The sequence below is a fragment of the Arthrobacter psychrolactophilus genome (genome assembly GCF_003219795.1).
In the GTDB taxonomy this organism is placed as follows: Bacteria; Actinomycetota; Actinomycetes; order Actinomycetales; family Micrococcaceae; genus Specibacter; species Specibacter psychrolactophilus.
The window spans coordinates 107634-133514 of record NZ_QJVC01000002.1 but is presented as its reverse complement, the minus strand read 5'-3'; the positions used below and the strand labels follow the sequence as shown (position 1 = coordinate 133514).

The 25881-nt window shown below is 62.4% G+C and carries 16 protein-coding genes and 3 tRNA genes; 9 read left to right on the top strand and 10 right to left on the bottom strand.

Annotation, left to right across the window (positions count from 1 at the left end):
* Positions 1 to 81 precede the first annotated feature (81 nt).
* Positions 82 to 1557, top strand: coding sequence for an MFS transporter (locus tag CVS30_RS02955; protein ID WP_110483819.1), 1476 nt, complete (start codon positions 82 to 84; stop codon positions 1555 to 1557).
* A gap of 22 nt (positions 1558 to 1579) precedes the next feature.
* Here CVS30_RS02955 and CVS30_RS02950 read toward each other — a convergent pair whose 3' ends face one another.
* From CVS30_RS02950 to CVS30_RS02940, 3 genes are all read right to left on the bottom strand, one after another.
* Complete coding sequence (locus CVS30_RS02950; RefSeq protein ID WP_110483818.1) at positions 1580 to 4804, bottom strand: efflux RND transporter permease subunit; 3225 nt, start codon at positions 4802 to 4804, stop codon at positions 1580 to 1582.
* Between the two features lie 53 nt (positions 4805 to 4857).
* Positions 4858 to 6357 carry a malate:quinone oxidoreductase gene (locus tag CVS30_RS02945; RefSeq protein WP_110483817.1) on the bottom strand — a complete coding sequence of 500 codons (1500 nt, stop codon included), beginning with the start codon at positions 6355 to 6357 and terminating at the stop codon, positions 4858 to 4860.
* 133 nt (positions 6358 to 6490) lie between these two features.
* Complete coding sequence (locus CVS30_RS02940; RefSeq protein ID WP_245934403.1) at positions 6491 to 8206, bottom strand: ABC transporter substrate-binding protein; 1716 nt, start codon at positions 8204 to 8206, stop codon at positions 6491 to 6493.
* A gap of 143 nt (positions 8207 to 8349) precedes the next feature.
* Here CVS30_RS02940 and CVS30_RS02935 point away from each other — a divergent pair.
* Positions 8350 to 8431, top strand: a tRNA-Leu gene (locus CVS30_RS02935).
* 220 nt (positions 8432 to 8651) lie between these two features.
* Here the strand turns inward: CVS30_RS02935 and CVS30_RS02930 are convergent.
* The 4 genes from CVS30_RS02930 to CVS30_RS02910 all read right to left on the bottom strand — a co-directional run bounded on the left by CVS30_RS02930 (position 8652) and on the right by CVS30_RS02910 (position 10421).
* On the bottom strand, positions 8652 to 9119 hold the full coding sequence (locus CVS30_RS02930; RefSeq protein ID WP_110484110.1) for a 2-thiouracil desulfurase family protein: 468 nt from the start codon (positions 9117 to 9119) through the stop codon (positions 8652 to 8654).
* Positions 9120 to 9160: 41 nt separating this feature from the next.
* A complete protein-coding gene (bcp, locus tag CVS30_RS02925; protein WP_110483816.1) occupies positions 9161 to 9637 on the bottom strand; it encodes a thioredoxin-dependent thiol peroxidase in 477 nt (158 codons plus the stop codon).
* A 564-nt stretch (positions 9638 to 10201) separates the two neighbouring features.
* A tRNA-Lys gene (locus tag CVS30_RS02915) sits at positions 10202 to 10277 on the bottom strand.
* A 68-nt stretch (positions 10278 to 10345) separates the two neighbouring features.
* Positions 10346 to 10421: transfer RNA gene (locus CVS30_RS02910), tRNA-Lys, on the bottom strand.
* A gap of 389 nt (positions 10422 to 10810) precedes the next feature.
* Between CVS30_RS02910 and ilvD the strand changes: the two genes are divergently transcribed.
* The 6 genes from ilvD to metG all read left to right on the top strand — a co-directional run bounded on the left by ilvD (position 10811) and on the right by metG (position 20032).
* Positions 10811 to 12490 carry a dihydroxy-acid dehydratase gene (gene ilvD, locus CVS30_RS02905; RefSeq protein ID WP_110484109.1) on the top strand — a complete coding sequence of 560 codons (1680 nt, stop codon included), beginning with the start codon at positions 10811 to 10813 and terminating at the stop codon, positions 12488 to 12490.
* Positions 12491 to 12878: 388 nt separating this feature from the next.
* Positions 12879 to 14768, top strand: coding sequence for an acetolactate synthase large subunit (locus CVS30_RS02900; RefSeq protein WP_110483814.1), 1890 nt, complete (start codon positions 12879 to 12881; stop codon positions 14766 to 14768).
* Positions 14769 to 14771: 3 nt separating this feature from the next.
* Positions 14772 to 15284, top strand: a complete 513-nt coding sequence (ilvN, locus tag CVS30_RS02895; protein WP_110483813.1) for an acetolactate synthase small subunit — start codon at positions 14772 to 14774, stop codon at positions 15282 to 15284.
* A 93-nt stretch (positions 15285 to 15377) separates the two neighbouring features.
* Positions 15378 to 16403, top strand: coding sequence for a ketol-acid reductoisomerase (ilvC, locus tag CVS30_RS02890; protein WP_110483812.1), 1026 nt, complete (start codon positions 15378 to 15380; stop codon positions 16401 to 16403).
* Positions 16404 to 16685: 282 nt separating this feature from the next.
* The gene (gene serA, locus CVS30_RS02885) at positions 16686 to 18281 is read left to right on the top strand and encodes a phosphoglycerate dehydrogenase (RefSeq protein WP_110483811.1); all 1596 of its coding nucleotides are present in this window, start codon (positions 16686 to 16688) and stop codon (positions 18279 to 18281) included.
* Positions 18282 to 18457: 176 nt separating this feature from the next.
* The gene (metG, locus tag CVS30_RS02880; RefSeq protein WP_110483810.1) at positions 18458 to 20032 is read left to right on the top strand and encodes a methionine--tRNA ligase; all 1575 of its coding nucleotides are present in this window, start codon (positions 18458 to 18460) and stop codon (positions 20030 to 20032) included.
* Between the two features lie 103 nt (positions 20033 to 20135).
* Here the strand turns inward: metG and CVS30_RS02875 are convergent, their stop codons facing one another.
* From CVS30_RS02875 to CVS30_RS02865, 3 genes are all read right to left on the bottom strand, one after another.
* Positions 20136 to 21140, bottom strand: a complete 1005-nt coding sequence (locus tag CVS30_RS02875; protein ID WP_110483809.1) for a type IV toxin-antitoxin system AbiEi family antitoxin domain-containing protein — start codon at positions 21138 to 21140, stop codon at positions 20136 to 20138.
* A gap of 217 nt (positions 21141 to 21357) precedes the next feature.
* The gene (locus CVS30_RS02870) at positions 21358 to 23850 is read right to left on the bottom strand and encodes an ABC transporter permease (RefSeq protein WP_110483808.1); all 2493 of its coding nucleotides are present in this window, start codon (positions 23848 to 23850) and stop codon (positions 21358 to 21360) included.
* Between the two features lie 2 nt (positions 23851 to 23852).
* Positions 23853 to 24605 (bottom strand): ABC transporter ATP-binding protein, encoded by a 753-nt coding sequence (locus CVS30_RS02865; RefSeq protein WP_110483807.1) that lies wholly within the window; start codon positions 24603 to 24605, stop codon positions 23853 to 23855.
* Between the two features lie 42 nt (positions 24606 to 24647).
* On the opposite strand from CVS30_RS02865, the gene CVS30_RS02860 reads away from it, so the two are divergent.
* Entirely contained in the window at positions 24648 to 25877 is a 1230-nt protein-coding gene (locus CVS30_RS02860) for a class I SAM-dependent methyltransferase (protein WP_245934402.1), read from the top strand.
* The last annotated feature ends 4 nt before the right edge of the window (positions 25878 to 25881 follow it).

Sequence of the window (25881 nt, the reverse complement as noted above, 5' to 3'; positions counted from 1 at the left end):
CGGCAGCCGAATTTCTTGGTGAGTACTAGGATTCTCCAAGACAGTGTGTAATGTGCGCCACAGTAAATGCGAAGGAATTTCATGGCTTCAGTGCAACGCGGCATGAGCGGAACCAGCCTCCGCCTAGCCCCCACGGCCACGGCAGTGGTTGGTTTCTTGGTGTTGGTGGAGCTCACGAGTGGCATTTTGCAGGGCTACTACACGCCGCTCTTGACGGACATCGCCCGACACCTCGGCATCCATGACGCCGACGTCAACTGGTTTGAAGCCGCACAGCTCATGGTCAGCGCCCTCGTGGTGCCGGTGCTGGCAAAAATGGGTGACATGATCGGCCACAAAAAGGTCCTGCTGCTCTCCACGGCACTCACGGCCGCGGCCTCCTGGGGTGTGGCCTTTGCCCCGAACTTTTGGATGTTCCTTATTGCCTGGGCGCTTCAAGGCTTCTATGTGGTGTGGCTGCCGCTGGAAATCGCGCTGATCTTCAGCCGCTCGCACTCCCGTCCCGATGGCGCCGCACTGACCCGCAAGGCCGCCGGAATCCTCGTCGCGGGGCTGGAATTTGGCGTCATCGTCGGCGCCCTGGCGGGTGGCTTTATCGGTGCGGCGCTCCCCGGCCAGCTGTGGCTGACACTCATGATCCCCGCCGTCGCCGTGACGTTGTGCTTCTTCGTGGTGCTCTTGGGCGTGCCGGAATCCGAGAGTCGGACCGGTGGGCGTCTGGATCTCATGGGGTTGACGCTGCTGTCCACGGGACTCTTACTCATCACCGCTGGGCTGACGTTCATGCGGATCAACGGCCCCGGCACCTGGTGGGCATGGGCCGCCGTCGTGCTTGGCATTACCGCGCTCCTGCCGTTCACACGTCACGAACTGGGCCACAAGGACCCGTTGATCGACATCCGGCTCCTGCGCCAACCCAGCATGTGGCCCATCCAGCTCACGGCCTTCCTCTTCGGGGTCTCGGTGCTTGGCGCGCAGGCACCGCTGTCGACGTTTGCACGGACCGATCCGGCCGAGGTGGGGTACGGGCTGGGCGCCACCTCGGGGACGGTGTCCATTTTGATTGGCGTGTACGTCCTGGGCCTGCTGGTGGGTGCGCTGCTGTATCCGGTCGCGACGCGCTGGCTGACGCCGCGCATTACCTTGCTGGGCGCGGCGATCTTCGTGGGCCTGGGCTATTTGATGTTCCTGCCGTTCCACGACACCACGGCTCAGGTCCTGCTCAATATGGCCATCGCGGGAATCGGCAGCGGCGCCTTGGTCGCGGCGTTGCCCTCCGCGGCCGCCGCTGCTGCGCCGCTTACACAGACCGGCATGGCGACGGGACTCACCAATGCCACCAAGACCGTGGGTGGCGCCTTTGCCTCCTGCGTCTTTGGCATCGCGTTGGCCGGGCAGGCGCTGGGATCTTTGACGGGTGGCGGCCACAGCACGGCGGCGCCGCTGGAGGGGTACATCCTCGTGTGGACTATTTGCGGAGTCACGGCGCTTTGCGCTGGCGTGGCGTTGTTCTTTGTGCCCAAGAACGCGTTCGGCGCCGTCCGCCGGGAGGGCTAGACGGCCCGGTTATGAGTCGCCGTTAGCCAGCGGAGCGGCGGCCACGGACCTTCGGGATGGCGCCTGTGGTCCAGTCTTGGGTGTCGCCGGAGTCAAGGTGCCCGGCTACCGGGACGTGGACCTGCTGGAGTGCTTTGAGGAGATCACGACGTTCCTTGCGGCCCTCGACGAGGCGATACAGCACCGGCACAAGGATCAAGGTCAACGCCGTGGAGGAGATAAGCCCGCCCACCACCACAATGGCCAGCGGCTGGGAGATGAAACCACCGCCACCGGTGAGCCCCAACGCCATGGGTGTGAGGGCAAAGATGGTGGCCAGCGCCGTCATGAGGATGGGGCGCAGACGTTGCCGGGCACCGTGCTCGATGGCGTCGGCCACGTTCATGGCGGGCCTGTCGCCGGAGGGTTGGCGGTACTGGTTGATCAGGTCAATGAGCACGATGGCGTTGGTGACCACGATGCCCACCAGCATCAACATGCCGATGAGCGAGGGCAGCCCCAGCGGCACCCGGGTGATGAGCAGCAGCCCAACGGCTCCCGTGGCGGCGAAGGGGATCGAGACTAGCAAGATCAGCGGCTGGATCAAGGACTTGAAGGTGGCCACCATGATCACATACACAATGGCGATGGCCGCCAACATGGCCAGCCCCAGCTGCTGGAAGGATTCCGTCTGCTGTGTTGCCGCGCCACCGATCGAGGCGATCACGCCCGCCGGGAGCTCGGTGGCGTCGAGGCGCTTTTGGACCTCGGAGCTGAGGGAGCCCAGGGAGTCGCCCTCGGGCGTGACCGATACGGTGGCCGTGCGCTGCCCATTGGAGGAGGTCACCGTCAGCGGCGTCTGCACTTCCGCCACGGTGGCCACCTGGGACAGCGGAATGGCTCCGCCCGGAGTGGGCAGCTGTGCCGCGGCGAGGGCCGCCACGGAATCGAACTTGGTGCCGAGGCCGATCTGGACCTTGTAATCTGTGGTGTCGATGCGCACCGTGCCGCCCGGGATGGGGCTGACGGTCGCCGCGAGCAGACCCGTGATTTGCTGTTCATCGAGCCCGGCAGCAACGGCCTTGGCCCGGTCAACACTGACCTGGACCACGGGTTGGGTGCCGCTCAAGTTGCTGCTGACCGATTGGGCGCCGGGAACTCCGGCCATGGCCTTGACGAGTGCGTCGCTGGCCTGCTGCAATTCCTCACCGGTGGTGGCCTTGACCGTGATATCGACGGTGCTCGACGTGCCAAAGCCGCCGCCTTGCGAGCCAAGGCTAATGGTGCCCGCGTCCTTGATACCCTCCACGGCCGTGAGGACCTTGTCCTTCAGCGCCACCTGATCGGCGCCCGGGTCGGTGATGACCTGGAACGCGGCGCTGGAGGCGCCGGAGGACAGCAGCGCGGAGAATCCGCCGGAGCCGTTGCCCACCGTCACCTGAACATCCGTGATGCCCTCGATACCTATCAGTACGGTCTCAACCTTGGCGGCCGCCTGATTGGTGAGCTCCAGACTCGTCCCGGCCGGCATGTCCTGCTGAATGCTCAGGCTGTTCTGGCCGGTATCGCCCAGAAGGTTGGTGGGCAGCAGCGGCGTCATGGCCAGCGTCGCGGCCAGCACAATGCCGCCGGCCAGCAATGTCACGACGGGGTGTTTTTGGGTCTTGGACAAGATGGGCAGGTAGCCGCGCTGCAACCATGACGTCCGTTCCTTCTCTTCCACAGCGGCTAGGAGCGCCTTGCCACCCAAGGGGGCGGCGCCGTCGTTCTTCAGGGACGTGGAGGACTCGGCCGGGGACTTCAGGAACCAGTACGCCAGCACGGGAACGATCGTGAGCGAGACCAACAGCGAGGCGATGAGGGCAAAGGTGACGGTCAGCGCGAAGGGCCGGAAGAGTTCCCCGGCTAGGCTGCCCACGAAGGCGATGGGCAGGAACACGGCCACCGTGGTCAGGGTCGAGGCCGTGATGGCGGCGGCCACCTCGCGAATCGCGGCCAGGATGGCAGTCTTCTTGTCCTCGCCGTAGCTCAGGTGCCGCTTGATGTTCTCAATGACCACAATGGAGTCGTCCACCACGCGGCCGATCGCGATGGTGAGCGCGCCCAGGGTCAGGATGTTCAGCGAGTAGCCCGTGGCCCACAGCCCGATAAACGTCACGAGCAGCGAGAGCGGGATGGAGATGGCCGTGACGAGTGTGGAGCGCACCGACATGAGGAAGATCAGGATAATCACGACGGCGAAGCCCAGTCCCAGCAGACCCTCCACCGTGAGGTCGTGGATGGACTTCTCGATGAAGGGTGCCTGGTCCAAGACCGTTGTGAACGTGGTGTTGTTGCCCAGCGACGCCGTGATGCCGGGCAGGGCGTCGGCAACCTGCTGGGAGAGGGAGACGGTGTCGGCCGCGGGCTTCTTCGTGATGGCCAAGGCGAGCGTCGCCTTGCCATTGGTACGGGTGATGGAAGTGGTGGGATCGTCGGCGAGAGCCACGGAGGCCACGGAGGAGATGGTGGGTGCGGCGCCGTTGGCGGAGGACGCGAGCGGCAATGCCTTGATGGCGTCGAGCGAATTGACGGGGCTGCCGGCCTGAATCGACAGCGTGGTGCCATCCGTGCTCAGCGATCCGATGGGGACAAGGGTGCCGTTGTTCTTCAGCGCCGTGGCGATCGAGCCGGGATTGACTCCGGCGGCGGCCATCTTGGCGGGATCGGGGAGGATCTGGATGTGTTGGGAGTTGGCGCCACTGACGTCGGCGCCGCGGACGCCGTCGATCTTCAACAACGCCGGAACCGCGATGCGCTGGAGATCGGTATTGAGTGCGGCCAATTCCTGATCGGAAGAGACGGCTAGGAAGACGATGGGGAAGTCGGCGATGGAGCCGGCAATCGGCTGGGGCTCGACCCCGGAGGGGAGCCGTTGGCTGACCGTGGAAATAGCACGGTCAATTTGATTGCGGGCACGGTCCAGATTAGTACCGTAATTAAAAGCAAGGTTGATCGTGGAGACGCCGCTGCGCGAGGTGGAGGTGCTGGATTCCAGCCCCTCCACCGCGTTCAGCGCCGCCTCGAGTGGTTCACTGACCTGTTTGTCGATCACGGCCGGAGATGCGCCAGGCATCGCCGAGACCACCGTGATCTGCGGGAACTCAATACTGGGGATGAGTTCCTGCTTGAGCGAACCGAGCGTGATGACCCCGAAAACCACCGCGAAGATGGTGATCAAGGCAATCAGCGCCCGGTTGCCCAGGGACATTTTGGCCAGTTTAAACATCAAAGTACTCCCACGTTTTTATGCCGGTCCCCATCCAGCCGTGCGAGGGGACTTTAGGCTTTGTCCGTTGTCAACTGCAAGGAGGCTGCCGTGGAGGCCAGGCTCTTTTCAAAGAGTTCCGCATTCTCGTTTAGCTTAGTGCCGTAGGTGGGCATCATGGTGCGCAGGGAATCCTGCCACTCCAGCTTGAACTTGCGCGGGAAGCAACGCTGCAACAATTCCAGCATGATCGGCACGGCCGTCGAGGCGCCCGGAGACGCGCCGAGCAGCGCCGAAAGAGTTCCGTCCCCTGCCGTAATGACCTCGGTGCCGAACTGCAGCACGCCGCCCTTCTTGGCATCCTTCTTGATGATCTGCACGCGCTGGCCTGCCGTGATCAGTTCCCAGTCCTTGCCGTCGGCTTCGGGGAAGTACTCGTGAAGAGCATCCACCTTGCCGGCGCGGGACTTGGTGACTTCGCTGACGAGGTACTTGACCAGGTCCAGGTTGTCCTTGCCAACAGCAAGCATCGGGATGATGTTGTTGGTGCGGATGGAGCTGGGGAGGTCCATGTAGCTACCGGTCTTGAGGTACTTGGTGGAGAATCCGCCGTACGGACCGAACAGCAGTGAGCGCTTGCCGCCCACGTAGCGGGTGTCCAGGTGGGGGACAGACATGGGCGGTGCGCCCACGGACGCCTGGCCGTACACCTTGGCGCTGTGCTTCTCGGCGATCTTTTCATCCGTGCAACGGAAGAACTGACCGGAGACCGGGAAGCCGCCGAAGCCCTTGCCCTCGGGGATGCCCGACTTCTGCAACAGGTGCAGGGCGCCGCCACCGGAACCGATGAAGACAAACTTGGCCTTGACCTTGCCGCGCTCACCCGAAGCGGGGTGCTTCAAGGACACGTCCCACCCACCGTCTGTGGTGCGTGCCAGGTCGGTGACGGTCGTGCCGTAGTTGATTTCGACGTCGTTCTTGCCCATGTAGCCAATCAACTCACGGGTCAAGGAACCGAAGTCAACGTCGGTGCCCTCGGCCGAACGGGTTGCGGAGACCAGCTGCTGCGGGTCGCGTCCCTTCATGACCAAGGGAGCCCACTTGGCAATCTGCGCCGGGTCCTCGGAGTACTCCATGGACTCGAAGACGGGGTTGGTCTTGAGTGCCTCGTGACGGGTCTTGAGGAACTTGCGGTGAGCTTCGCCAATGACAAAACTCATGTGCGGAACAGTGTTGATGAATCCCTTGGGCGAGCCAATCAATGATTCGTCCACCAGGTGCGACCAGAACTGGCGCGAGAGCTGGAACTGCTCGTTGATGTGGATGGCCTTCGCCGGGTTAACCGAGCCGTCTTTGGCTGCGGGTGAGTAATTTAGCTCGCAAAGCGCGGAGTGGCCGGTACCGGCGTTATTCCACGGGCTGGAGGATTCCAATCCTGGCGTATCGAGCTGTTCAAACAGCACAATCTTCCAGTTTGGTTCGAGTTGCTTGAGCATGGTGCCCAGCGTGGCGCTCATGATGCCGCCTCCGATGAGTACGACGTCAGCGTCTTTGGTGTTCGAAATGAAGGTCACAGTCAACTCCGTTAGAGGCTCTTCCTAGCGCTAGAAGCGTATCGCGGCCGAGGCTGGATGCGTAAATCCGCGGTGGGGTGTAGCGCCGTCTTTTAGCGTCCGACGGCGGGAAGTCACCTTGGGCGGGACCCTCTTAGTTGGTGCCGGGAGACAATTTGACGTTGTTGAAGACCTCGTTCAAGACGGGGCTGAGCGGGTAGCTCAGGACCCGATCTGAGAGCGCTATTGCTGAGATGGGGAAGGCGATGGGTACCGCGGGAACCGTTTCGGCGAGCTGCTGATTGATGGCCTCATAGGCCGCCACACGCTCGGTACCATTGGGCATACTGCGGGCTCGTGTGATTTTGGAGACCAATTGCGGATCATTGATGGAAAGTTGGGCATTGGGTGTGCCAAAGAGCGCACCAACAAAATTATCCGGGTCGGCGTAGCTGCCGTTCCAGCCCAAAAGACTCAGGGCGTGATCGCCCTTCCCTGTGACGGCGGCGACGTAACCTTCGTTCCACGGGATCGGCACGGGCTTGATGTTAAAGCCGGCCGCAGTGAGTTCGGTGGCGATCTGCGCGTAGACCTTCTCGGGGGAGGGCAGATAAGTCCTAGCAGCATTCGTGGGGTAGTAGAACTTCAGTTCCTCTCCCCGGTAACTTGATGCCGCGAGCAGGGATTTCGCCTTGGTCAGGTCGAAACCGATCCCGGCGACTGCGTTGTTGAAGCCGCTGAGCTTGGGCGGAATAAATTGCGCCGTGGTGGCCGTGCCCGCGATGAAGTAATTGTTCACAATCGCGGACTTGTCGATCGCGGCCGCGATGGCCTCACGTACCTTTTGATCGGCCATCGCTGGCACGCTTTGATTCAGGCTCAGGTACATGACGGAGAACGGGTCGCGCTGCAGCACCTGCTTGCCGGCCTTGATGAGCTTGTCCAAATTGTCCGGCGTGACGGGGTCGAAGCCATCGATGGAACCGTCCTCGAGCGCGGCAAAGCGCGTCTCAGGCTGCTCATAGGTCTTGAAATTCAGGGAGGTGATCTGACCCTTTTCGCCCCAATACTTCGGGTTGGCGGTCAGTGCGACAGTGCCCGGTGTGGCCTGCGTAAAAGTGAAGGGGCCGGTGCCCACGGGGTGCAGCGCGTAGCGGGAAACCTTGCTAGCTGCATAGTCCCGGTCGAGGACATCTGCCGTGCCAGCCTTGAGTGCTGTGGGGGAGGAGATGGCAAAGGCCGGGAGGGTGAGCGCATCAAGGAATCCTGTCAGGCGCATCTTCAGGCGCAGGGTGACCTCCAGATCTCCCGTGGCCGTGCAGCTGTCATAGAGGGAGTTGGCGGCGTCGTCCTTAAATGCGCGGAACACCTGCTTGAACATGGACGTGGCGCCGTCGCCGCGAGTGCTGGCCGTCATGGCGTACCAGCGCTCAAAGTTCGTGCAGACGGCGGCGGCGTCGAACGGTGTTCCATCGTGGAAGCTAACGCCGGGCCGGAGCGTGAAGGTGAAGGCGAGTCCGTCCTCGAGCTCGGTCCAGGAAAGGGCAAGGCTGGGGGCCGGGGTGCCGGTCACGGGGTCGATCGTGAGCAGCCCCTCCATGACCTGGCGCGTCACGCGGTACGATTCCGTGTCTGAGACCAGAGCCGGATCGAAGCTCAAGGGCTCGGATCCGATGCCAAAGTTAAAGGTGGCGTAAACGGGCTTGGGGGTGGCTGCGGATGTGGTGCCGGGGGTAGGAACGGGAGCCGTGGTGCAGGCGCTGGCGCCAAAAAGGACCACGGCGGCCATGGCTGCTGCGCTGCTGAGTACCTTGCGACGTGGCACATCACGCAGTGCAGTGGTGCGTGATGAGCCGGCGGGGCGTGGCACGATGTCGTTCTCCTTGCAGCCATGGATATTCCGTCAGCCCCTCATCTTAGTGCGAGATTCTGAGGAGTTCCCTTGAGAAGGTGTCATGGTGGTCAAAAGCACTCCCGGCAGCCGGTAGTATTGTTCATGCTTCAAAGCACCGCGCGCGAGTGGTGGAATTGGTAGACACGCAGGTTTTAGGTACCTGTGCCTTCGGGCGTAGGGGTTCAAGTCCCCTCTTGCGCACAAAGTAAAGGCTCTGTTCTGGTGAACAGAGCCTTTTGTTTTGCCTCGTGCCGTTTTGTGCGGCGCACGTGGCGAAAATCGCTATAGTTGGGTGTTTTCGCCATAGCTGGGCATTCTCGCTATAGGCCGAGCTATAGCGAGAATGCCCAACTATGGCGTGGTTGCAAGGTGGCCGCCTTTTGCGCCCGCACAGCCCCCAAACACCAGCCCCCAATGCCCGCTACCGCTGCGGCGACTGCCCACGGAGCGCTTCGACCGTGACGCCGCGTGATTTCAGCACCGCGGCCAGCACACCGTCGCCGTTCACGAGTGCACCACTGTGGCTGCCGTCGTAAATCGTGCCGCAACCACACGAGGGGCTGCGATCCTGCAGAACAGCGTGCGTGATGCCCCGCTCAGCAACCAGCTCGGCCACAACGTGGGCGCCGTGCACAAAAGCAGAGGTGAGATCCACGCGGTCGGACGTCACCACGGAGGCGGTGCCGGCCAGGACGTCATGCCCATCCCCTCCAACGATCTCCACCGGAGGCCGCGGCGTGGGTAAACCGCCGAGCTGTTCGGCGCAGGCGGGAAGGGCCGTGCCATCGGCAACAGCCTGCATCACGGCGTCATCCGGCCGGGCCCGCGCGTCATAGCGGCACGGCAAGCCGGCCAAACAGGAACTCACCAAGGTCAGCTTTGGGGTCATGGCGGCATCGTAGCGCTCGGTGTCCGGCAGCATGGGCCGAGTTAGGCGACGTCGAGCTTCAGGTCCCGGCGCAACTTGGCGACGTGACCGGTGGCGCGGACGTTGTACTGGGCCACCGCCACCTTGGCGGCGCCGTCGATCACGATCGTGGAGCGGATCAGGCCCTCGTAGACCTTGCCATAGTTCTTCTTCTCGCCCCAGGCCGCGTAGGCGAGCGCCACGGCATGGTCCTCGTCGCTGAGCAGGGGGTAGCTGAGCTCGTCGCGAGCCAAGAACTTTTCCAACTTGGCGACGGGGTCGGGGGAGATGCCCACCACGGCGTAGCCCGCTGCCTGCAGGAAGGCCATGCTGTCGCGGAAGTCGCACGCCTGCTTGGTGCACCCGGGGGTCATGGCGGCCGGGTAGAAGAACACGATCAGGTTCCGCCCCGCGAAGTCCGCCAGCGAGGTGGTGCCGCCGGTGGCATTGGGCAGGCTGAAGGCGGGGGCAACATCGCCGGTGACAAGACGTTCGGTCATGGAATACTCCTCGGATCGCCCCGCCTGAGCGCACACGGCGAGGCGGGGAATATAGTTTTGGGCACTTTCTCCAGCCTAGCGCCTCGCCTGCAGCGTCATGTCCCCGAGCACGACGCCGGACCCTCACCTCGTGTAGTCGGGCGGCGGGCCCGCCGGTGGGCGACAAGAAACCCTGTCAGGTCTAAAATGAGAGGAATCCACTTGTTTTGCGTTGCGATGATATGAATCGGGTACCCGTCATGGATGACGGCAGAGAATTCAGAGTTTGGTGTGCGGCGTGCGAAACGGATGAGCACATAACTATTGAGAGCGCCCATCGACACCGGCGTGACGGGGTCATGATCTGGGACGTGGACTACAGCTGCACGAACTGTGGCCGGCCCTATGGCCACGAGATCCGGGCAGCAACTCTCACGAGTCCTTTAGCCTCGGTGATTATTGAGCTCGCGCACCACACCAACCTCGCAGGACCTGGAACTGCTGCCTGAGTGCTGCGGGACAGCTTTTGGGCAACAAAAAACCGCTTCACTACGTGCTGGTGAGCTGTAGTGAAGCGGTTACCCTTGGTGCACCCCTCCGGACTTGAACCGGAAACCCATTGATTAAGAGTCAATTGCTCTGCCAATTGAGCTAGAGGTGCGGATATTCATTTGTTTCAGTAAAAAACCGTTCCGACACCGGTTGTTACCGGTGTCGGAACGAATTTACTGGTGCACCCCTCCGGACTTGAACCGGAAACCCATTGATTAAGAGTCAATTGCTCTGCCAATTGAGCTAGAGGTGCATCTTTGCTGCTAGTGAGAAGCGCTTCGGATTGTGTCCGCAGCGTTCCTCGCAACGACATGAAACTATACGGGCTTTTTCGGCGCGTGTGAAATCGAAAAGTACCCTTTTGGCCCTTTTGAGCCACGGATCACACTTCACGTCCAAAATTTCCCCGGAATCTCGCGGTTTTTGTTCCAGGAATTCACAAAAGATTTTTGTGCCGGACGCCTGACCCCGGTCCGGCCCGGACAGAAATCCTTGAAGGGAGTGACGCGCTTCACGCTTCGTCGTAGACTGACGCACATGAGCGCCGACGACAGTGCCATCGAGAGCAATAACAGCGTCAACCGTGCCACCGCAGAACCTCCCGGTTTGGGACTGGGGCAGGCACCTGGCGGTGTGCCGGATATGAAACCGCGCAGCCGGGTCGTCACCGACGGAATTCACGCGGCGCCAGCCCGCGGCATGTTCCGGGCCCTGGGCATGGGCGACGACGATTTCCGCAAGCCCCAGATCGGCGTCGCGAGCTCATGGAATGAAATTACGCCCTGCAACTTATCGCTCAACCGCCTCGCCCAGGGCGCCAAGGAAGGCGTCTTTGCGGCCGATGGATTCCCCATGCAATTTGGCACGATCTCGGTTTCCGACGGCATCTCGATGGGCCATGAGGGCATGCACTTCTCGCTTGTCTCCCGCGAGGTCATCGCCGACTCGGTCGAAACCGTCATGATGGCCGAGCGCCTGGACGGCTCCGTGCTGCTCGCCGGCTGCGATAAATCCCTCCCGGGCATGCTCATGGCCGCGGCCCGGCTCAACCTCGCCAGCGTCTTCCTCTATGCCGGCTCCATCATGCCCGGTTTCGCCAAGCTCGAAGACGGCACGGAGAAGGAAGTCACCCTGATCGACGCCTTCGAAGCCGTGGGCGCCTGTGCCGCAGGCAAGATGAGCAGAAAAGATCTCGACAGTATTGAGCGCGCCATCTGCCCCGGCGAGGGAGCCTGTGGCGGCATGTACACGGCCAACACCATGGCCTGCGTGGGTGAGGCGCTGGGCATGTCCTTACCCGGTTCGGCCGCCCCGCCCAGTGCCGACCGCCGTCGTGACATGTTTGCCCGCAAATCAGGGGAGGCCGTGGTCAGCCTCCTGCGCCTGGGCATCCGCGCCCGCGACATCATGACCAAGGAAGCCTTCGAAAATGCCATCGCCGTGACCATGGCGTTTGGCGGCTCCACGAATGCCGTGCTTCACCTTCTCGCGATCGCGCGCGAGGCGCAGGTGGACCTGACCCTGGAAGATTTCAACCGGATTGGCGATCAGGTCCCGCATCTGGGCGATCTGAAACCCTTTGGCCGCTACGTCATGGTGGACGTCGACCGCATTGGCGGCGTGCCCGTCATCATGAAGGCCCTGCTCGACGCCGGACTCCTCCACGGCGATTGCCTCACCGTCACAGGCAAAACAGTGGCGGAAAACCTGGCCGATATCAATCCGCCCGATCCCGACGGCAAGGTCTTGCGCGCCCTGAGCAATCCCATCCACAAGACCGGCGGCATCACAGTCCTGCACGGCTCCTTGGCTCCAGAAGGTGCCGTCGTGAAGAGCGCCGGCTTCGACCTGGACGTTTTCGAGGGCACGGCGCGCGTCTTCGAGCGCGAACAAGGCGCCCTTGAGGCGCTCGATCGGGGCGAGATCAAGGCCGGAGACGTCGTCGTGATTCGCTACGAAGGCCCCAAAGGCGGCCCGGGCATGCGCGAAATGCTGGCCATCACCGGGGCAATCAAGGGTGCCGGGCTGGGCAAGGACGTCCTGCTACTGACAGATGGGCGCTTCTCCGGCGGGACCACGGGACTGTGCATCGGTCACGTTGCGCCAGAAGCGCTCGACGGCGGACCCATCGCCTTTGTGCGCGACGGCGACATGATCCGGGTGGACATCTCGGCTCGCAGTTTTGACCTTCTCGTGAGCGAGGAAGAGCTTGCGGCCCGCAGGGTGGGATGGCAGCCGCTGGCCGCTAAATTCACCTCGGGTGTGCTGGCCAAGTACGCGAAACTCGTCAATAGCGCCTCTACGGGGGCTTATTGCGGCTAATGTAAGCCTGAGAACGCAGGGAAGTTGCCCAAAAAATGGACAGCTTGACCAAAGAGTGGACTATGCGTCCATATAGTGAGACGTGGGTGTGGCCTGTTTGACACTCAGGAGCGGAAAACGACAGACTTGCAGACATGCAACGAAACCTCGTAGTCGTCATTAGCTAGCGCGTGACGCGAAGTGACCACACCCAAGGTCATAGATCCCGTGACGCTCGCATGAGAGTATGTCACACCACGTGCATACCCCCTCGCCAAGTGACTTATGGGCTGAGGGGATTTTTTGTTTCCACCACCAGCGGCAACTCGTAGTACTGCGTGCAGCATCCAAAATTGAACGCAAAGCAAAGAAGATTCACCCAAGCATGAGTTTCCCAAAGGAAGAACCGATGAGTAAAGGAACGCCCGCCAGCCCCGCGCTGATGGCAACCAAGTCCTCCGGACACGGTGCACATTCCGGCACCACTTCAGGTGCCGTCGGCACCACCACCCCAGTTTCCGATGTCCTCGGGCCCAACAATGTTGTGGCGCCCGTGCAGATGACCGGTTCCGAGGCGCTTGTCCGCTCTCTTGAAGAGCTTGGTGTTAAAGACATTTTCGGTTTGCCCGGTGGAGCAATCCTTCCTACCTACGATCCGCTCATGGCATCGTCGCTGAACCATATCTTGGTACGCCATGAACAGGGCGCCGGTCACGCGGCCCAGGGGTACGCCATGGTCACCGGCAACGTGGGTGTTTGCATCGCGACCTCCGGTCCCGGCGCCACCAACCTGGTCACCGCCATCATGGATGCGCACATGGACTCGGTTCCCTTGGTAGCCATCACGGGTCAGGTTTCCAGCGCCGTCATCGGCACGGATGCCTTCCAGGAAGCCGACATTGTGGGCATCACGATGCCGATCACGAAGCACTCCTACCTCGTGACCGACGCCAATGACATTCCCCGTGTCCTGGCAGAGGCCTTCCACCTCGCCTCCTCGGGACGTCCGGGCCCGGTCTTGGTTGACTTTGCCAAGGACGCCCAGCAGTCCCAGATGACGTTCTCCTGGCCGCCGGTCATTGACCTGCCCGGTTACCGCCCCGTGTTCCGCGGCCACTCCAAGCAGTTGCGTGAAGCAGCTCGCCTGATCGGTGAAGCCAAGAAGCCCGTGCTCTACGTGGGTGGCGGTGTTATCAAGGCCAACGCGGCCGAGGAACTCATGGTTCTGGCGGAACTGACCGGTGCGCCTGTGGTCACCACGCTCATGGCTCGCGGCGCGTTCCCGGATTCACACACCTTGCACGTGGGTATGCCCGGCATGCACGGTTCGGTTTCGGCCGTGACCGCCCTGCAGCAGTCGGACCTACTCATCACCCTAGGTGCACGTTTCGATGACCGTGTGACAGGTGTGCTCAGCAGCTTCGCACCGCACGCCAAGGTCATCCACGCGGACATCGACCCGGCGGAGATCTCCAAGAACCGCACGGCCGATGTGCCGATCGTGGGCTCCCTGAAGGAGATCATCCCGGATCTGAGCGCCGCCGTGAAGGCCGAGTTCGAGACCAGAGGAACCCCTGATTTGGGCGACTGGTGGGCCTTCCTAGGTAATCTGCGCGACACCTACCCCTTGGGCTGGACGGAGCCGGAAGACGGCCTCATGTCCCCGCAGCGCGTCATCTCACGCATCGGCGCCTTGACCGGCCCCGAGGGTGTGTACGTTGCTGGCGTGGGTCAGCACCAGATGTGGGCCTCACAGTTCATCAAGTACGAACGCCCCCGCTCCTGGCTCAACTCCGGTGGTGCCGGCACCATGGGTTACTCCGTTCCTGCTGCCATGGGCGCCAAGGTCGGTAACCCCGACCGCGTTGTCTGGGCCATCGACGGTGACGGTTGTTTCCAGATGACCAACCAGGAACTGGCAACCTGCCGGATCAACAACATCCCCATCAAGGTTGCTGTCATCAACAACTCCTCCTTGGGCATGGTGCGCCAGTGGCAGACGCTGTTCTACAACAGCCGCTACTCCAACACCGACCTGAACACCGGTCATGACACCATCCGCGTGCCGGACTTCGTCAAGCTCGCCGACGCGTATGGCTGCGCTGGTTTGCGCTGCGAACGCGTCGAAGACATCGACGCCACGATCGAGGCCGCCCTGGCGATCAACGACCGCCCCGTCATCATCGACTTCGTGGTCAGCCCGGACTCCATGGTGTGGCCGATGGTTCCCGCCGGTGTGAGCAATGACCAAATTCAAGTGGCCCGGAACATGACCCCGGTGTGGGACGAGGAGGACTAAGACATGAGCCGACATACTCTTTCCGTACTGGTTGAAGATAAGCCCGGTGTTTTGACGCGTGTGGCCAGCATGTTTGCCCGCCGCGCCTTCAACATCCATTCCCTGGCTGTTGGCCCCACCGAGATCGCGGGCATGTCCCGCATGACCGTGGTGGTCGACGCCGACGGCGACTTGATTGAACAAGTCACCAAACAGCTGAATAAACTAGTCAACGTCATCAAGATCGTTGAACTTGTTTCAGAGAATTCCGTGCAAAGGGACCACATCCTGGTCAAGGTACGTGCGGATGCCGCCACGAGACTGCAGGTAACCCAAGCCGCAGATCTCTTCAGGGCTTCAGTGGTCGATGTGTCTACAGACTCATTGACCATCGAGGCCACCGGCTACGCGGACAAGCTTGCAGCGTTGCTCAATGTTCTGGAACCCTTCGGGATCCGGGAGATCGTGCAATCAGGCACCTTGGCTATTGGGCGGGGATCCCGCTCGATGAGCGATCGGGCTTTGCGCGCTTCCTAGCGCGAGAGCCCCACAGCGCACCGGCCCCGGAAGGGGCCACCACACAATTTTTTACAGACAGCAATACACCCCATTTATTCAAGGAGTTCCACAGTGACTGACATGTTCTATGACGACGACGCAGACCTGTCCATCATCCAGGGTCGCAAGGTCGCCATCATTGGTTACGGCAGCCAGGGCCACGCCCACGCACTGAACCTGCGCGATTCCGGCGTTGACGTTCGCGTCGGCCTCAAGGCAGGCTCCAAGTCCATCGCCAAGGCAGAAGCAGAGGGCCTGCGCGTTCTCAGCGTTGCAGAGGCAACCGCCGAAGCCGATGTCATCATGATCCTGACCCCGGACCAGGTTCAGCGTTTCGTGTACGCCGAGGACATTGCCCCGAACCTGAAGGCCGGCGACGCCCTGTTCTTCGGCCACGGCTTCAACATCCGCTTCGGTTACATCACGCCTCCGGCCGATGTTGACGTAGCCCTCGTTGCCCCGAAGGCTCCGGGCCACACGGTTCGCCGCGAATTCGAAGCCGGCCGCGGTATCCCCGATTTGATCGCCGTTGAGCAGGACTTCACCGGTGGCGCCAAGGCTCTTGCCCTGGCCTACGCAAAGGGCATCGGCGGAACCCGCGCCGGCGTCATCGAGACCACCTTCACCGAAGAGACCGAAACCGATCTCTTCGGCGAGCAGGCCGTTCTCTGTGGTGGTACCTCGCAGCTGGTTCAGTACGGCTTCGAAGTTCTCACCGAAGCCGGCTACAAGCCGGAAATCGCCTACTTCGAGGTACTGCACGAGCTCAAGCTCATCGTTGACCTCATGTGGGAAGGTGGCATTGCCAAGCAGCGCTGGAGCGTTTCCGACACTGCTGAGTACGGCGACTACGTTTCCGGCCCGCGCGTCATCACCCCGGAGGTCAAGGAGAACATGAAGGCTGTTCTCGCCGACATCCAGAGCGGTGCATTCGCCACTCGCTTCATCAACGACCAGGACAACGGTGGCGTTGAATTCAAGGCCCTGCGCAAGAAGGGCGAAGAGCACCCGATCGAGGCCACCGGCCGCGAACTCCGTGGACTCTTCTCCTGGGTTAGCAACAGCGATGACTACACCGAAGGCTCCGTAGCCCGCTAAGACGGCTCCTCACGGATTGCTCTCATAAGTACGACGGCGCCTGCCGCACCCACGCGGGTCCGGCAGGCGCCGTCGTGCTTTAAAAGTAGGTGACCACCTGATGGACAAAAGTCCCAAAGGGTATGTGATTTGCGTCGCTTGCGTCGGTGATCTGAGTAATTATTACGGCCGCTCAGCCCGACTCCCATAAACTGGGGATGGCTTTTGCCGCTGAAATACCAGCGCAAGAACCATCACCAAAATCCCCACAAGAACACTATCGAAAAGCTAAAGAGGTCACCGGTGACAGCCACCAAGCCCGTAGTACTCCTCGCTGAGGAACTTTCGCCCGCCACGATCGAGGCCCTGGGCCCCGATTTTGAGATCCGTCACACCGACGGCGCAGATCGTTCCGCGCTGCTGTCCGCCATTGTTGACGTTGACGCGATCCTAGTTCGCTCCGCAACTCTCGTGGACGCCGAGGCGATCGCCGCGGCCAAGAACTTGAAGGTCATCGCTCGTGCCGGTGTGGGGCTGGACAACGTTGACATCAAGGCCGCCACGCAGGCCGGCGTCATGGTAGTGAACGCTCCGACGTCGAACATTGTTTCCGCGGCTGAGCTGACCATCGGTCATATCCTCTCCCTGGCCCGCCACATTCCGGCCGCCAGCACCGCCCTGAAGAACGGCGAGTGGAAGCGCTCCAAGTACACCGGCACCGAATTGCTGGAAAAGAAGCTCGGCATCATCGGCCTGGGCCGCATCGGCGCCCTCATCACCGAGCGGGCCAAGGCCTTCGGCATGGAGATCGTCGCGTACGACCCCTACGTCACCAGCGCCCGTGCCGCCAGCCTGGGCGTGCAGCTGCTCTCCCTCGATGAGCTGCTGGAACAGTCTGACTTCATCACGATCCACATGCCGCGCACGCCCGAAACTCTGGGCATGATCAGCACCGAAGCGTTCAAGAAGATGAAGAAGAGCGCGTACGTCATCAACGTCGCCCGCGGCGGTTTGATCGACGAAGCAGCCCTGAACATCGCCCTGCGCGAAGGCGATATCGCCGGCGCCGGCATCGACGTGTTCGTCAAGGAGCCGGCCACCGATGTTGACTTCCTGGAACTCGACAACGTCATCGCCACCCCGCACCTGGGTGCCTCCACGGATGAAGCTCAGGAAAAGGCCGGCATCTCCGTTGCCAAGTCGGTGCGTTTGGCACTGGCCGGCGAGCTCGTTCCGGATGCCGTGAACGTTGCCGGTGGCGTCATTGCCGCCGACGTCCGCCCGGGCATCCCCTTGATCGAGAAGCTGGGCCGCATCTTCACCGCGCTCTCCCATGCCTCGGTCACGCAGATCGATGTTGAGGTTGCCGGTGAAATTGCCGCCCTCGACGTCAAGGCCTTGGAGCTCTCCGCTCTCAAGGGTGTCTTCAAGGACGTTGTGTCCGAGCAGGTTTCCTACGTCAACGCTCCGGTTCTGGCCGAGCAGCGCGGCATCAAGACCAACCTGATCAAGACGCTCGAATCAGCCGATTACCGCAACATGCTGACCATCCGTGGCGCGCTGTCGGATGATTCACAGATCTCCGTCTCCGGTACCCTGACAGGCCCGAAGCAGATCCAGAAGATCGTCTCCGTCAACGGCTACGAACTTGAAATCCCCATGAGCGATCACCTCCTGGTCATCTCCTACGCAGACCGTCCGGGCGTTGTCGGCGCCTTGGGTCGCCTGCTGGGCGAGAACGATGTCAACATCGCCGGCATGCAGGTTGCTCGCCACACCGAAGGCGGCCAGGCTCTGGCCCTCATCACGGTTGACAGCGCCGTGCCGCAGGGCCTGCTCGAGGCCATCAAGACCGAGATCGGCGCCACCATGGCCCGTGAAGTTGACCTCGAAGACTAAGGCCTTCTAGTCGCCAGTCGGCGGCCGGATTCCCCCGCGGGCAGTAAGATTTCCTCGGTCGCTGAGCGACCTTGAAAATCCATCCCCGCTCCGGGGACCCGGCCGCCGTCGTGCTTTAAGGTTTCTCACGTGGTCACGAATCGGTGAAACACCGGCGGACACGGTAAATTCATAGGGTGACATCTACTGAATCGGCCAAGACGCCGTACTACCTGACCACTGCCATCACATACCCGAACGGTGTTCCGCACATCGGGCACGCCTACGAGTACATCGCCACCGACGCCATGGCACGCTTCAAGCGCCTCGACGGCTTCGACGTGATGTTCTTGACGGGCACCGATGAGCACGGCATGAAGATCGCACAGGCCGCCGAAGCCGCCGGTGTCACGCCCAAGGAACTCGTGGACCGCAATGCCGAAATCTACAAGGAAGCCCACAAGGCCCTCGGCATCAGCTACGACCGCTTCATCCGCACCACGGACACCGACCACTACGCAGCATCGCAGGCCATCTGGAAGAAGATGGAAGAAGCCGGCGATATTTACTTGGGTAAGTACGAGGGCTGGTACTCCGTTCGCGACGAGGCCTACTACGGCGAAGACGAAACCGAGCTGCGCGAAGACGGCAAGCGTTACTCCAAGGTCACCGACACCGAGCTGACCTGGACCGAAGAGGAAAGCTACTTCTTCCGCCTCTCGAACTACCAGGACAAGCTCCTGGCACTCTACGAATCCCAGCCGGAGTTTGGCGCGCCCCGCACCCGGTTCAACGAGGTCATCAGCTTCGTCAAGGGCGGCCTCGAGGACCTCTCCGTCAGCCGCACCACCTTCGACTGGGGTGTTCCGGTCCCCGGCAACGACAAGCACGTCATGTACGTGTGGGTTGATGCGCTCACCAACTACCTCACAGGTGTTGGCTACCCGGACCTCGACTCCGAATCGTTCAAGAAGTTCTGGCCGGCCGACGTTCACGTCATCGGCAAGGACATCTCGCGTTTCCACGCCGTGTACTGGCCCGCCTTCCTCATGTCCGCCGGGCTGGAACTGCCCAAGCGCGTCATGATCCACGGCTTCCTGCACAACAACGGTGTCAAGATGTCCAAGTCCTTGGGCAACGTCGTGGCTCCCGCCGACTGGGTGGCCCAGTACGGTCTGGACCAGGTGCGCTTCTTCCTGCTGCGCGAGGTGCCCTTCGGTGCCGATGGTTCCTACAACCACGACGCCGTGGTGGGCCGGATGAACTCCGATCTGGCCAACAACCTGGGCAACCTGGCCCAGCGTTCGCTGTCCATGGTTGCCAAGAACTGCTCCGGAACGGTGCCCACCCCGGGTGAATTCACCGAGGCGGATCTGACCATCATGTCGGCCGCTCGCGACTTGCTGGAGCACTCCCGCGCTGCCTACCAGATGCAGGACTTCCACGGTTCGTTGGAAAAGATCTGGCACGTCCTCGGCGATACCAATGCGTACTTTGCCGATCAGGCCCCGTGGGTTCTCCGCAAGACCGACGTTCCCCGCATGGAAACCGTGCTGTACGTGACCCTTGAGGTGCTGCGTATGGTCTCGATCCTCATCCAGCCCGTCATGCCCGATGCTGCCGCGAAGCTGTTGACGGTTCTGGGCCAGGGCACCTCGGAGGACTCCGCTTTGCGCGAGTTCGCCGCGATTGCCACCCCGCTGGTCGCCGGCACCGAGTTGCCCGCCCCGGCGCCGATCTTCCCGAGGTACGAAGCGCCCGTCGAGGCGTAATCCGCCCGACGGAGCGGTTCTCTAGAACGGCCGGTGTTTGCGGTTTTGGAGGGGGTTAGACCACCCTCCGAAACCGCAAACACCGGCCGTTCTGCGTCCGGCATCATTCTTGGCGCAGTCCGGCCTGCCGCAGAAGGTGGCTGAAACGGGTATTGTTCATCATTTCCGCCCAGGTCCAACGGACAAAACGCACACCCTGGCCCCGAATGTCATCCTCACGGGCCTTCTCCTTCAAGATTCTGTCCTGAAGCGACAAACCACCGCCCCAACTGGAACGGAGATACTTGTCCTTACCGTCGAATTCCCCGGCGAGGTTAAGCTCCTTGAACCAGAAATCCACAAAGGCGTTGCTGCCGTTGCGCAGGATGTACCGCTTTTGCAGGACGGGTGCCGGGAAGCCTAGCTGATGTATTCTTGCCCGGCTGATGGATTCGCCGGCTGACCCTGATAACTCAGATGCGAAGCGGACGACTGTTAGGGCCCTGCGGCTCGCTGCCTTGCTCGGAAGTGCTTCGGCAGCGGCCACGAGTTCTTCGCGCCGTAATGGCATCCCCTGTGGGCAGGTGGATTGCCATACGGGTTCACCGCTGGACGGTTCATCTCCGGCGGAACCGAAACGGTTGACGATGTATTTGCGCCCGGATGTTCGCAGGCTGGAATCACACACCGCTACTGCGTACGGAAAATCAAGGCTCAGTATCAATTGCATGACTGTGGTGAGCTTGTCCGTCAGAAGGAACGGCCCGCACCGCACAACGTGGTCCGTTAATGATCCGCGGTGTCGAACCACATCGTTCTCGTTGCGCCCGCCCGTGGTCACCTCGGTCATGGTGTGTAACCGCACCGGCGTTCCCACGATCCACAATCCCCACAGCAGTGCCGCCGTGGCGTGGGCGAGCACTGGTTGGCGTCGCGCCGCATGCTGCAAGGCCAGGGCTCGAAGCCCATATTGCTGCAGTGGGCGAAGCGCGGTCCATTCAGCGGACCGGGCATAGACTCCGCGGCGAACCCTGAAGAGTTCTCCCTTGTTGCACAATGCCACCAGAGTGCGGCGGTCCTGCCCAACACTCTCAAGGTCGGACGGCAAAATCAATCGTGGGGTGTCCATGCGTTTCAGGCTTCCAGCACAGTGGCGTCCTGCGGAAGACTCGTATCGATGAATGTGGACAATTCATACACCTATCCGGGTGGGGAGGAGACACCGATGGGCCCACACCCACCCCATGGCAGCATCGCATGCAAAAGGGACGGTGGTTGCGTAAAAAGCGGGTGGTAGACCACCGTCCTTTGACGCAAACACCGTCCCTTTTCAGCAGGAGAGGGAACTAGTCCATCGCGAGGCCCGCAACGGGGGAGAGCTTCGCTGCACGGTGCGCCGGAACCACGGAGGCCAGGAGTCCGGCTACCGCAGCGACGGCCACCACGGCCAGAACCTGTCCCCACGGGATCACGGCGGTGATGTCCGCAAAATTGCCCAGCGCCGATTGCGCCCCGGCCCAGCCATAGGCCACGCCAAGAACCGAGCCGATGATGGCGGCGACGCCGGCGATCAACACGGCTTCGATCGCCAGCATGCCACGCAGCTGTCCGCGCGTCAGGCCAAGAGCCCGCAGCAACGAGTTCTCGCGAGTGCGCTCCAGTACCGAGAGGGAGAGCGTGTTGGCCACACCAATCAAGGCGATGAAGACTGCCACGGCCAGCAGCCCGGTCACCACCAGCAGCAGCATGTCGATGACCTGGTTGAACGTGACCTTCTCCATGACCGAGCCGGAGATGGAGTCTTCGCTGATGCCCAGCGTTGTAGACAGCTCAGTCCTCAGGTCCATGAGTTGATCCGCCTTCAGCGCAGGATCAACGGAGATCCACAGCGGGGCAGTGGACGTCTGTCGCAGTGGGTCATTGGCCGCCAGCGGCGGGAAGGCATCCGAGGAGACCAGCGCCGTCATGCCGTTGTTCGTGGCAGGCGAGGCTGTCAGGTTGGTGGTGTGCGTGCCGGAGGCCAAGGTCGCCCCACTGGCTTTGATACCCTTGGGCAGGACGACAGAGGTGCGGGTGGGACGGTTGGCCGGGTTCTTCAGCACGGCGGCGGCATCGGCATCTGAAATTCCATAGGCTTCAAGCGTGAACTCGCCGGCAGTCACCTGACCCACCAGTTCCAGGCGAGCAATGTGCGCCACGCCGGGCAGTGCCCGAGCCGCGGCCAGCTGAGCCTCTGAAATGCCGGCCGTACCCAAGGGAGTTTGCGCCGTCATATCCACGGGGTAGGTGCCATCAAGTTCGGAATCGAAAGCGTTCCGCGCAGTGGCAGCCCCGGTCATCATCATGGTCACGAGCGTGACGCCAATGAGCAGCGCGGACGCCGTCGCGGTAGTGCGGCGTGGATTGCGCACAGCATTCGCGGCCGCCATTTTTCCCGGCACACCCGCCGGTCGGGCAATCGTGCCGGCCAGCGAGACTAGCTTGGGCACAAACAGCGTCGCGGCCATGAGGAAGCCAACGAAGGAGGCAGCGCCGGCCGGTAGCGCGATCAGCAGGTTCGCGGAAATACCCCCGTACACGAGTCCTGCGCCACCGGCGAGAAGCAGTGTCACGCCGATGATCAAGCGGAGGCGGCCACCGGCATTGTGGACCGAGGCGTCATCCGCCGGTCGCAGCGCTGCCAGTGGTGCGACGGCCGTGGCGGCCCGTGCCGGCACCAGCGAGGCGAGCACGGTCAGCAAGGTACCGACAATCATCCCGGCAATAATGGCCGACGGCGGAACCGCCAAGGTGGCAAAGGCAAAGTCGGGATTGTGGCTCAGTAGGGTTAATATCAACGCCATAGTTCCTGTCGCAGCCAAGACACCAAGAACGGAGGCGAAGAAGCCCACGATCAAGGCCTCGACAATGACGGAACTGCGGACCTGAGACCGGCTGGCGCCGATGCAGCGCAGCAGGGCCAGCTCCCGGGTACGTTGGGCCACCAGCACCGAGAAGGTATTGGAGACAACTAGAGCGGCCACGAGGAGCGCCACACCGGCAAAGGCGAGCAGTACGATGGTCAGCTGATCTTGTCCGCCTGTGAAGCTCGAGACCATTTGGGTGGTCTTCTCATCGGCAGTCAAAATCTCCGCAACGGGCTGATTGACGGCGGTGGCCAGGGCAGCCTTTGCGTCGGCGATGGTGACCCCGTCCTTGAGGATGACCGAGATGGTGTTGATCCCCTTCTCGGGGGAACTGAAGGCGTCGACGGCCGCTGCCGTGCCCACGAATTGCGCCAGGCCCGAGGTGATGGGATCAGAGGACGTGGCGGTGATGCCGGAGATCGTCACGGTTTGCTCGGCCCCCGGGGAGGTGCCGGATTCGGAGTCGATCGGCGGGCCGGTCAGGGTGGCCTCGCTGCCCACGCTCAAGGAACGCCGTTCTGCCGTGGTGGCATCGACGGTGACTTCCTGATCGTTGCTGGGCCACGCGCCGGAGTTCAGGGCAACGGCTTCCAGCGACGGGGAATCGGGCAGATTGCGGAAAGTGGCAGGAACGGTGGCGTTATCGACCGTGGCTTGCACAAACGGGGTGCGCTGCGCATAAGACTGCGCAACAACAGGCGAGTTAGCCACGGCGGCGGCGTCCGCCGTCGTCAAGGGGGAATCATAGGGGGAGGAGGCGACGAGATCGCCCTTGGAGTAGGCCTGGCCGATGCTGGCTTTGAGGGAGGCCGCCGTGGAGGCGTTGACCATGAGGGTCGCGGAGAGGAAGGCGACGGCGAGCAGCACCGCGAGGGTGATGGCGATGAAGCGTCTGGAGTGAGTCTTGAGCTGACTCAGGGCTACCTGCAACATGGTTAGGCCCCCAAAGATGCCAGCGCGGCGAGCACCGAATCGGCGGTGGGGTTTTCCAGTTGGCCGACGAGGGCGCCGTCGTTCATGAGGACCACGCGGTCGGCGTAGGAAGCGGCCACGGGATCGTGCGTGACCATGATGATGCTCTGGCCCATCTCGCGCGAGGAGCGGCGCAGCATGCCTAGGACCTCGGCGCCGGAGCGGGAGTCGAGGTTACCGGTGGGCTCATCGCCGAAGATGACATCGGGACGGGTGAGCAGGGCGCGCGCCACGGCCACGCGCTGCTGCTGACCGCCGGAGAGCTCGTGGGGCTTGTGCTGGAGGCGATCGCGCAGCCCCAGCGTGGTCGTGACGAAGGTGAACCATTCCTGATCCACGGTGCCGCCAGCGAGGGCCACGGGCAGGGTGATGTTGGCTTCCGCGGTCAGGGTCGGGACCAGGTTGAACGCCTGGAACACGAAGCCGATCCGGTCCCGGCGCAGCTGCGTCAGCGCCTTGTCGTTGAGCCCGGTCAGCTCGGTGTCGCCTAAGTGGATGGTGCCCGCGGTGACGGAGTCGAGGCCGGCGAGGCAGTGCATGAGCGTCGATTTTCCCGAGCCCGAGGGACCCATGATGGCGGTAAATTGCCCGGCCGGGAAGTCCAGGTCCACACCCTTGAGTGCGGCCACCTCGGTATCGCCCTTGCCGTAGGTCTTGCGCAATCCGCGGGCCTGAACCGCCATGGTGCGCTGAATGTTCTCTGTTGTGATGGTCATGGCTTCAAGCCTAATTTCGCCCGGCCGGCCACGGATCGGAGCATGGGTGGATATGTTGGGGAGGCACGACGACGAACCCTCCTACCTAGGGTGGAGCCCGGTCCCGCCGGGGTCATCGAGGCGGGAGGGCATCCAATCATTCCGTTCCCGGCCGCACCGGAGGACAATGAAGGAATGGGCACGTCGGAGCATGAATCGGCCGGTGGTGGGCGGGTGTTTTCGGACAGGGTCATGGCCGCTGCAACGGGGTTTGCGGACCTGGTCAGCATCGCCATGGGCGACAAGCTGGGCTGGTATCGGGCGCTGGCCGCAGCGGGCGGTGAGGGACTCACCCCTGAGGCCCTGGCCCAGCGCACCGGAACGGATCCACGGTATGCGCGGGAGTGGCTGGAACAGCAGGCCGTCTCCGGGCTCTTGAACGCATCGTGGCAGATGGAGAACGGTGGTTTTCGTTTCAGCCTGCCGCCGGGTGCCGAGGCGACGCTCGTGGATGAGGACTCGCTGGAGAATCTTGCACCCATGGTGCGCATGTTCCTGGCCGGGATCGCAAACTTTCCCGAGCTGATGCGGGCGTACAGATTCGGTGGGGGAGTGCCCTGGGCTGTCGTGGGTGATGGCGCTCGGGACTCGCAGGCGCGGGGAAACAAGGCCTGGTATGAAACACGGCTGGCCGCGGCGCTCGCCGGTGTCGGAGACGTCCATGCCACGCTGTCGAAGTCAGGTTCCAGGATTCTCGATCTCGGTGCCGGATATGGCTGGTCAACTCTGGCGTTGGCCACAGCGTACCCGCAGGCGAGCGTCGTCGGCATTGACATCGATGAGCCCTCGATTCTGCGCGCGCGGGAGCATGCCAGTGAGCGTCACTTATCCGATCGGGTGGAATTTCTGCACGCCGATGCCGCCGGTTGGCAAGAACCGGACAGCGCCGACGCCGTCTTCATCTTTGAGGCCCTGCACGACATGCCGTTCCCCGTTCGGGTTCTGGCGTCCATGCATACCATGGTCAAGCCCGACGGCGTGGTGGTGGTCATGGACGAGGCCGTCGCCGACGCCTTTGATCCCCCTGGCGACGAGGTTGAGCGGCTCATGTACGCCTATAGCCTGCTGATCTGCCTACCGGATAGCCTGGCCACCTCCGGGTCAGTGGGAACGGGAACACTCATGCGGCAGTCAACGCTTGAACGCTATGCCCTGGACGCGGGCTTCTCTCGAGTGGAGCGACTGCCTATAGAGGAGTTTTCCGTGTTCCGCTTCTATCGGCTGTTTCCCTAGTGGC

Excerpts from the sequence above, each read along its gene's own strand:
- CVS30_RS02900 (WP_110483814.1), top strand. The coding sequence starts at position 12,879 with ATGAGTAAAGGAACGCCCGCCAGCCCCGCGCTGATGGCAACCAAGTCC.
- CVS30_RS02955 (WP_110483819.1), top strand. The coding sequence starts at position 82 with ATGGCTTCAGTGCAACGCGGCATGAGCGGAACCAGCCTCCGCCTAGCC.
- CVS30_RS02860 (WP_245934402.1), top strand. The coding sequence starts at position 24,648 with ATGGGTGGATATGTTGGGGAGGCACGACGACGAACCCTCCTACCTAGG.
- ilvN (WP_110483813.1), top strand. The coding sequence starts at position 14,772 with ATGAGCCGACATACTCTTTCCGTACTGGTTGAAGATAAGCCCGGTGTT.
- CVS30_RS02930 (WP_110484110.1), bottom strand. The coding sequence starts at position 9,119 with ATGACCCCAAAGCTGACCTTGGTGAGTTCCTGTTTGGCCGGCTTGCCG.
- CVS30_RS02865 (WP_110483807.1), bottom strand. The coding sequence starts at position 24,605 with ATGACCATCACAACAGAGAACATTCAGCGCACCATGGCGGTTCAGGCC.
- CVS30_RS02950 (WP_110483818.1), bottom strand. The coding sequence starts at position 4,804 with ATGTTTAAACTGGCCAAAATGTCCCTGGGCAACCGGGCGCTGATTGCC.
- bcp (WP_110483816.1), bottom strand. The coding sequence starts at position 9,637 with ATGACCGAACGTCTTGTCACCGGCGATGTTGCCCCCGCCTTCAGCCTG.
- CVS30_RS02875 (WP_110483809.1), bottom strand. The coding sequence starts at position 21,140 with ATGGACACCCCACGATTGATTTTGCCGTCCGACCTTGAGAGTGTTGGG.
- CVS30_RS02870 (WP_110483808.1), bottom strand. The coding sequence starts at position 23,850 with ATGTTGCAGGTAGCCCTGAGTCAGCTCAAGACTCACTCCAGACGCTTC.
- ilvD (WP_110484109.1), top strand. The coding sequence starts at position 10,811 with ATGAAACCGCGCAGCCGGGTCGTCACCGACGGAATTCACGCGGCGCCA.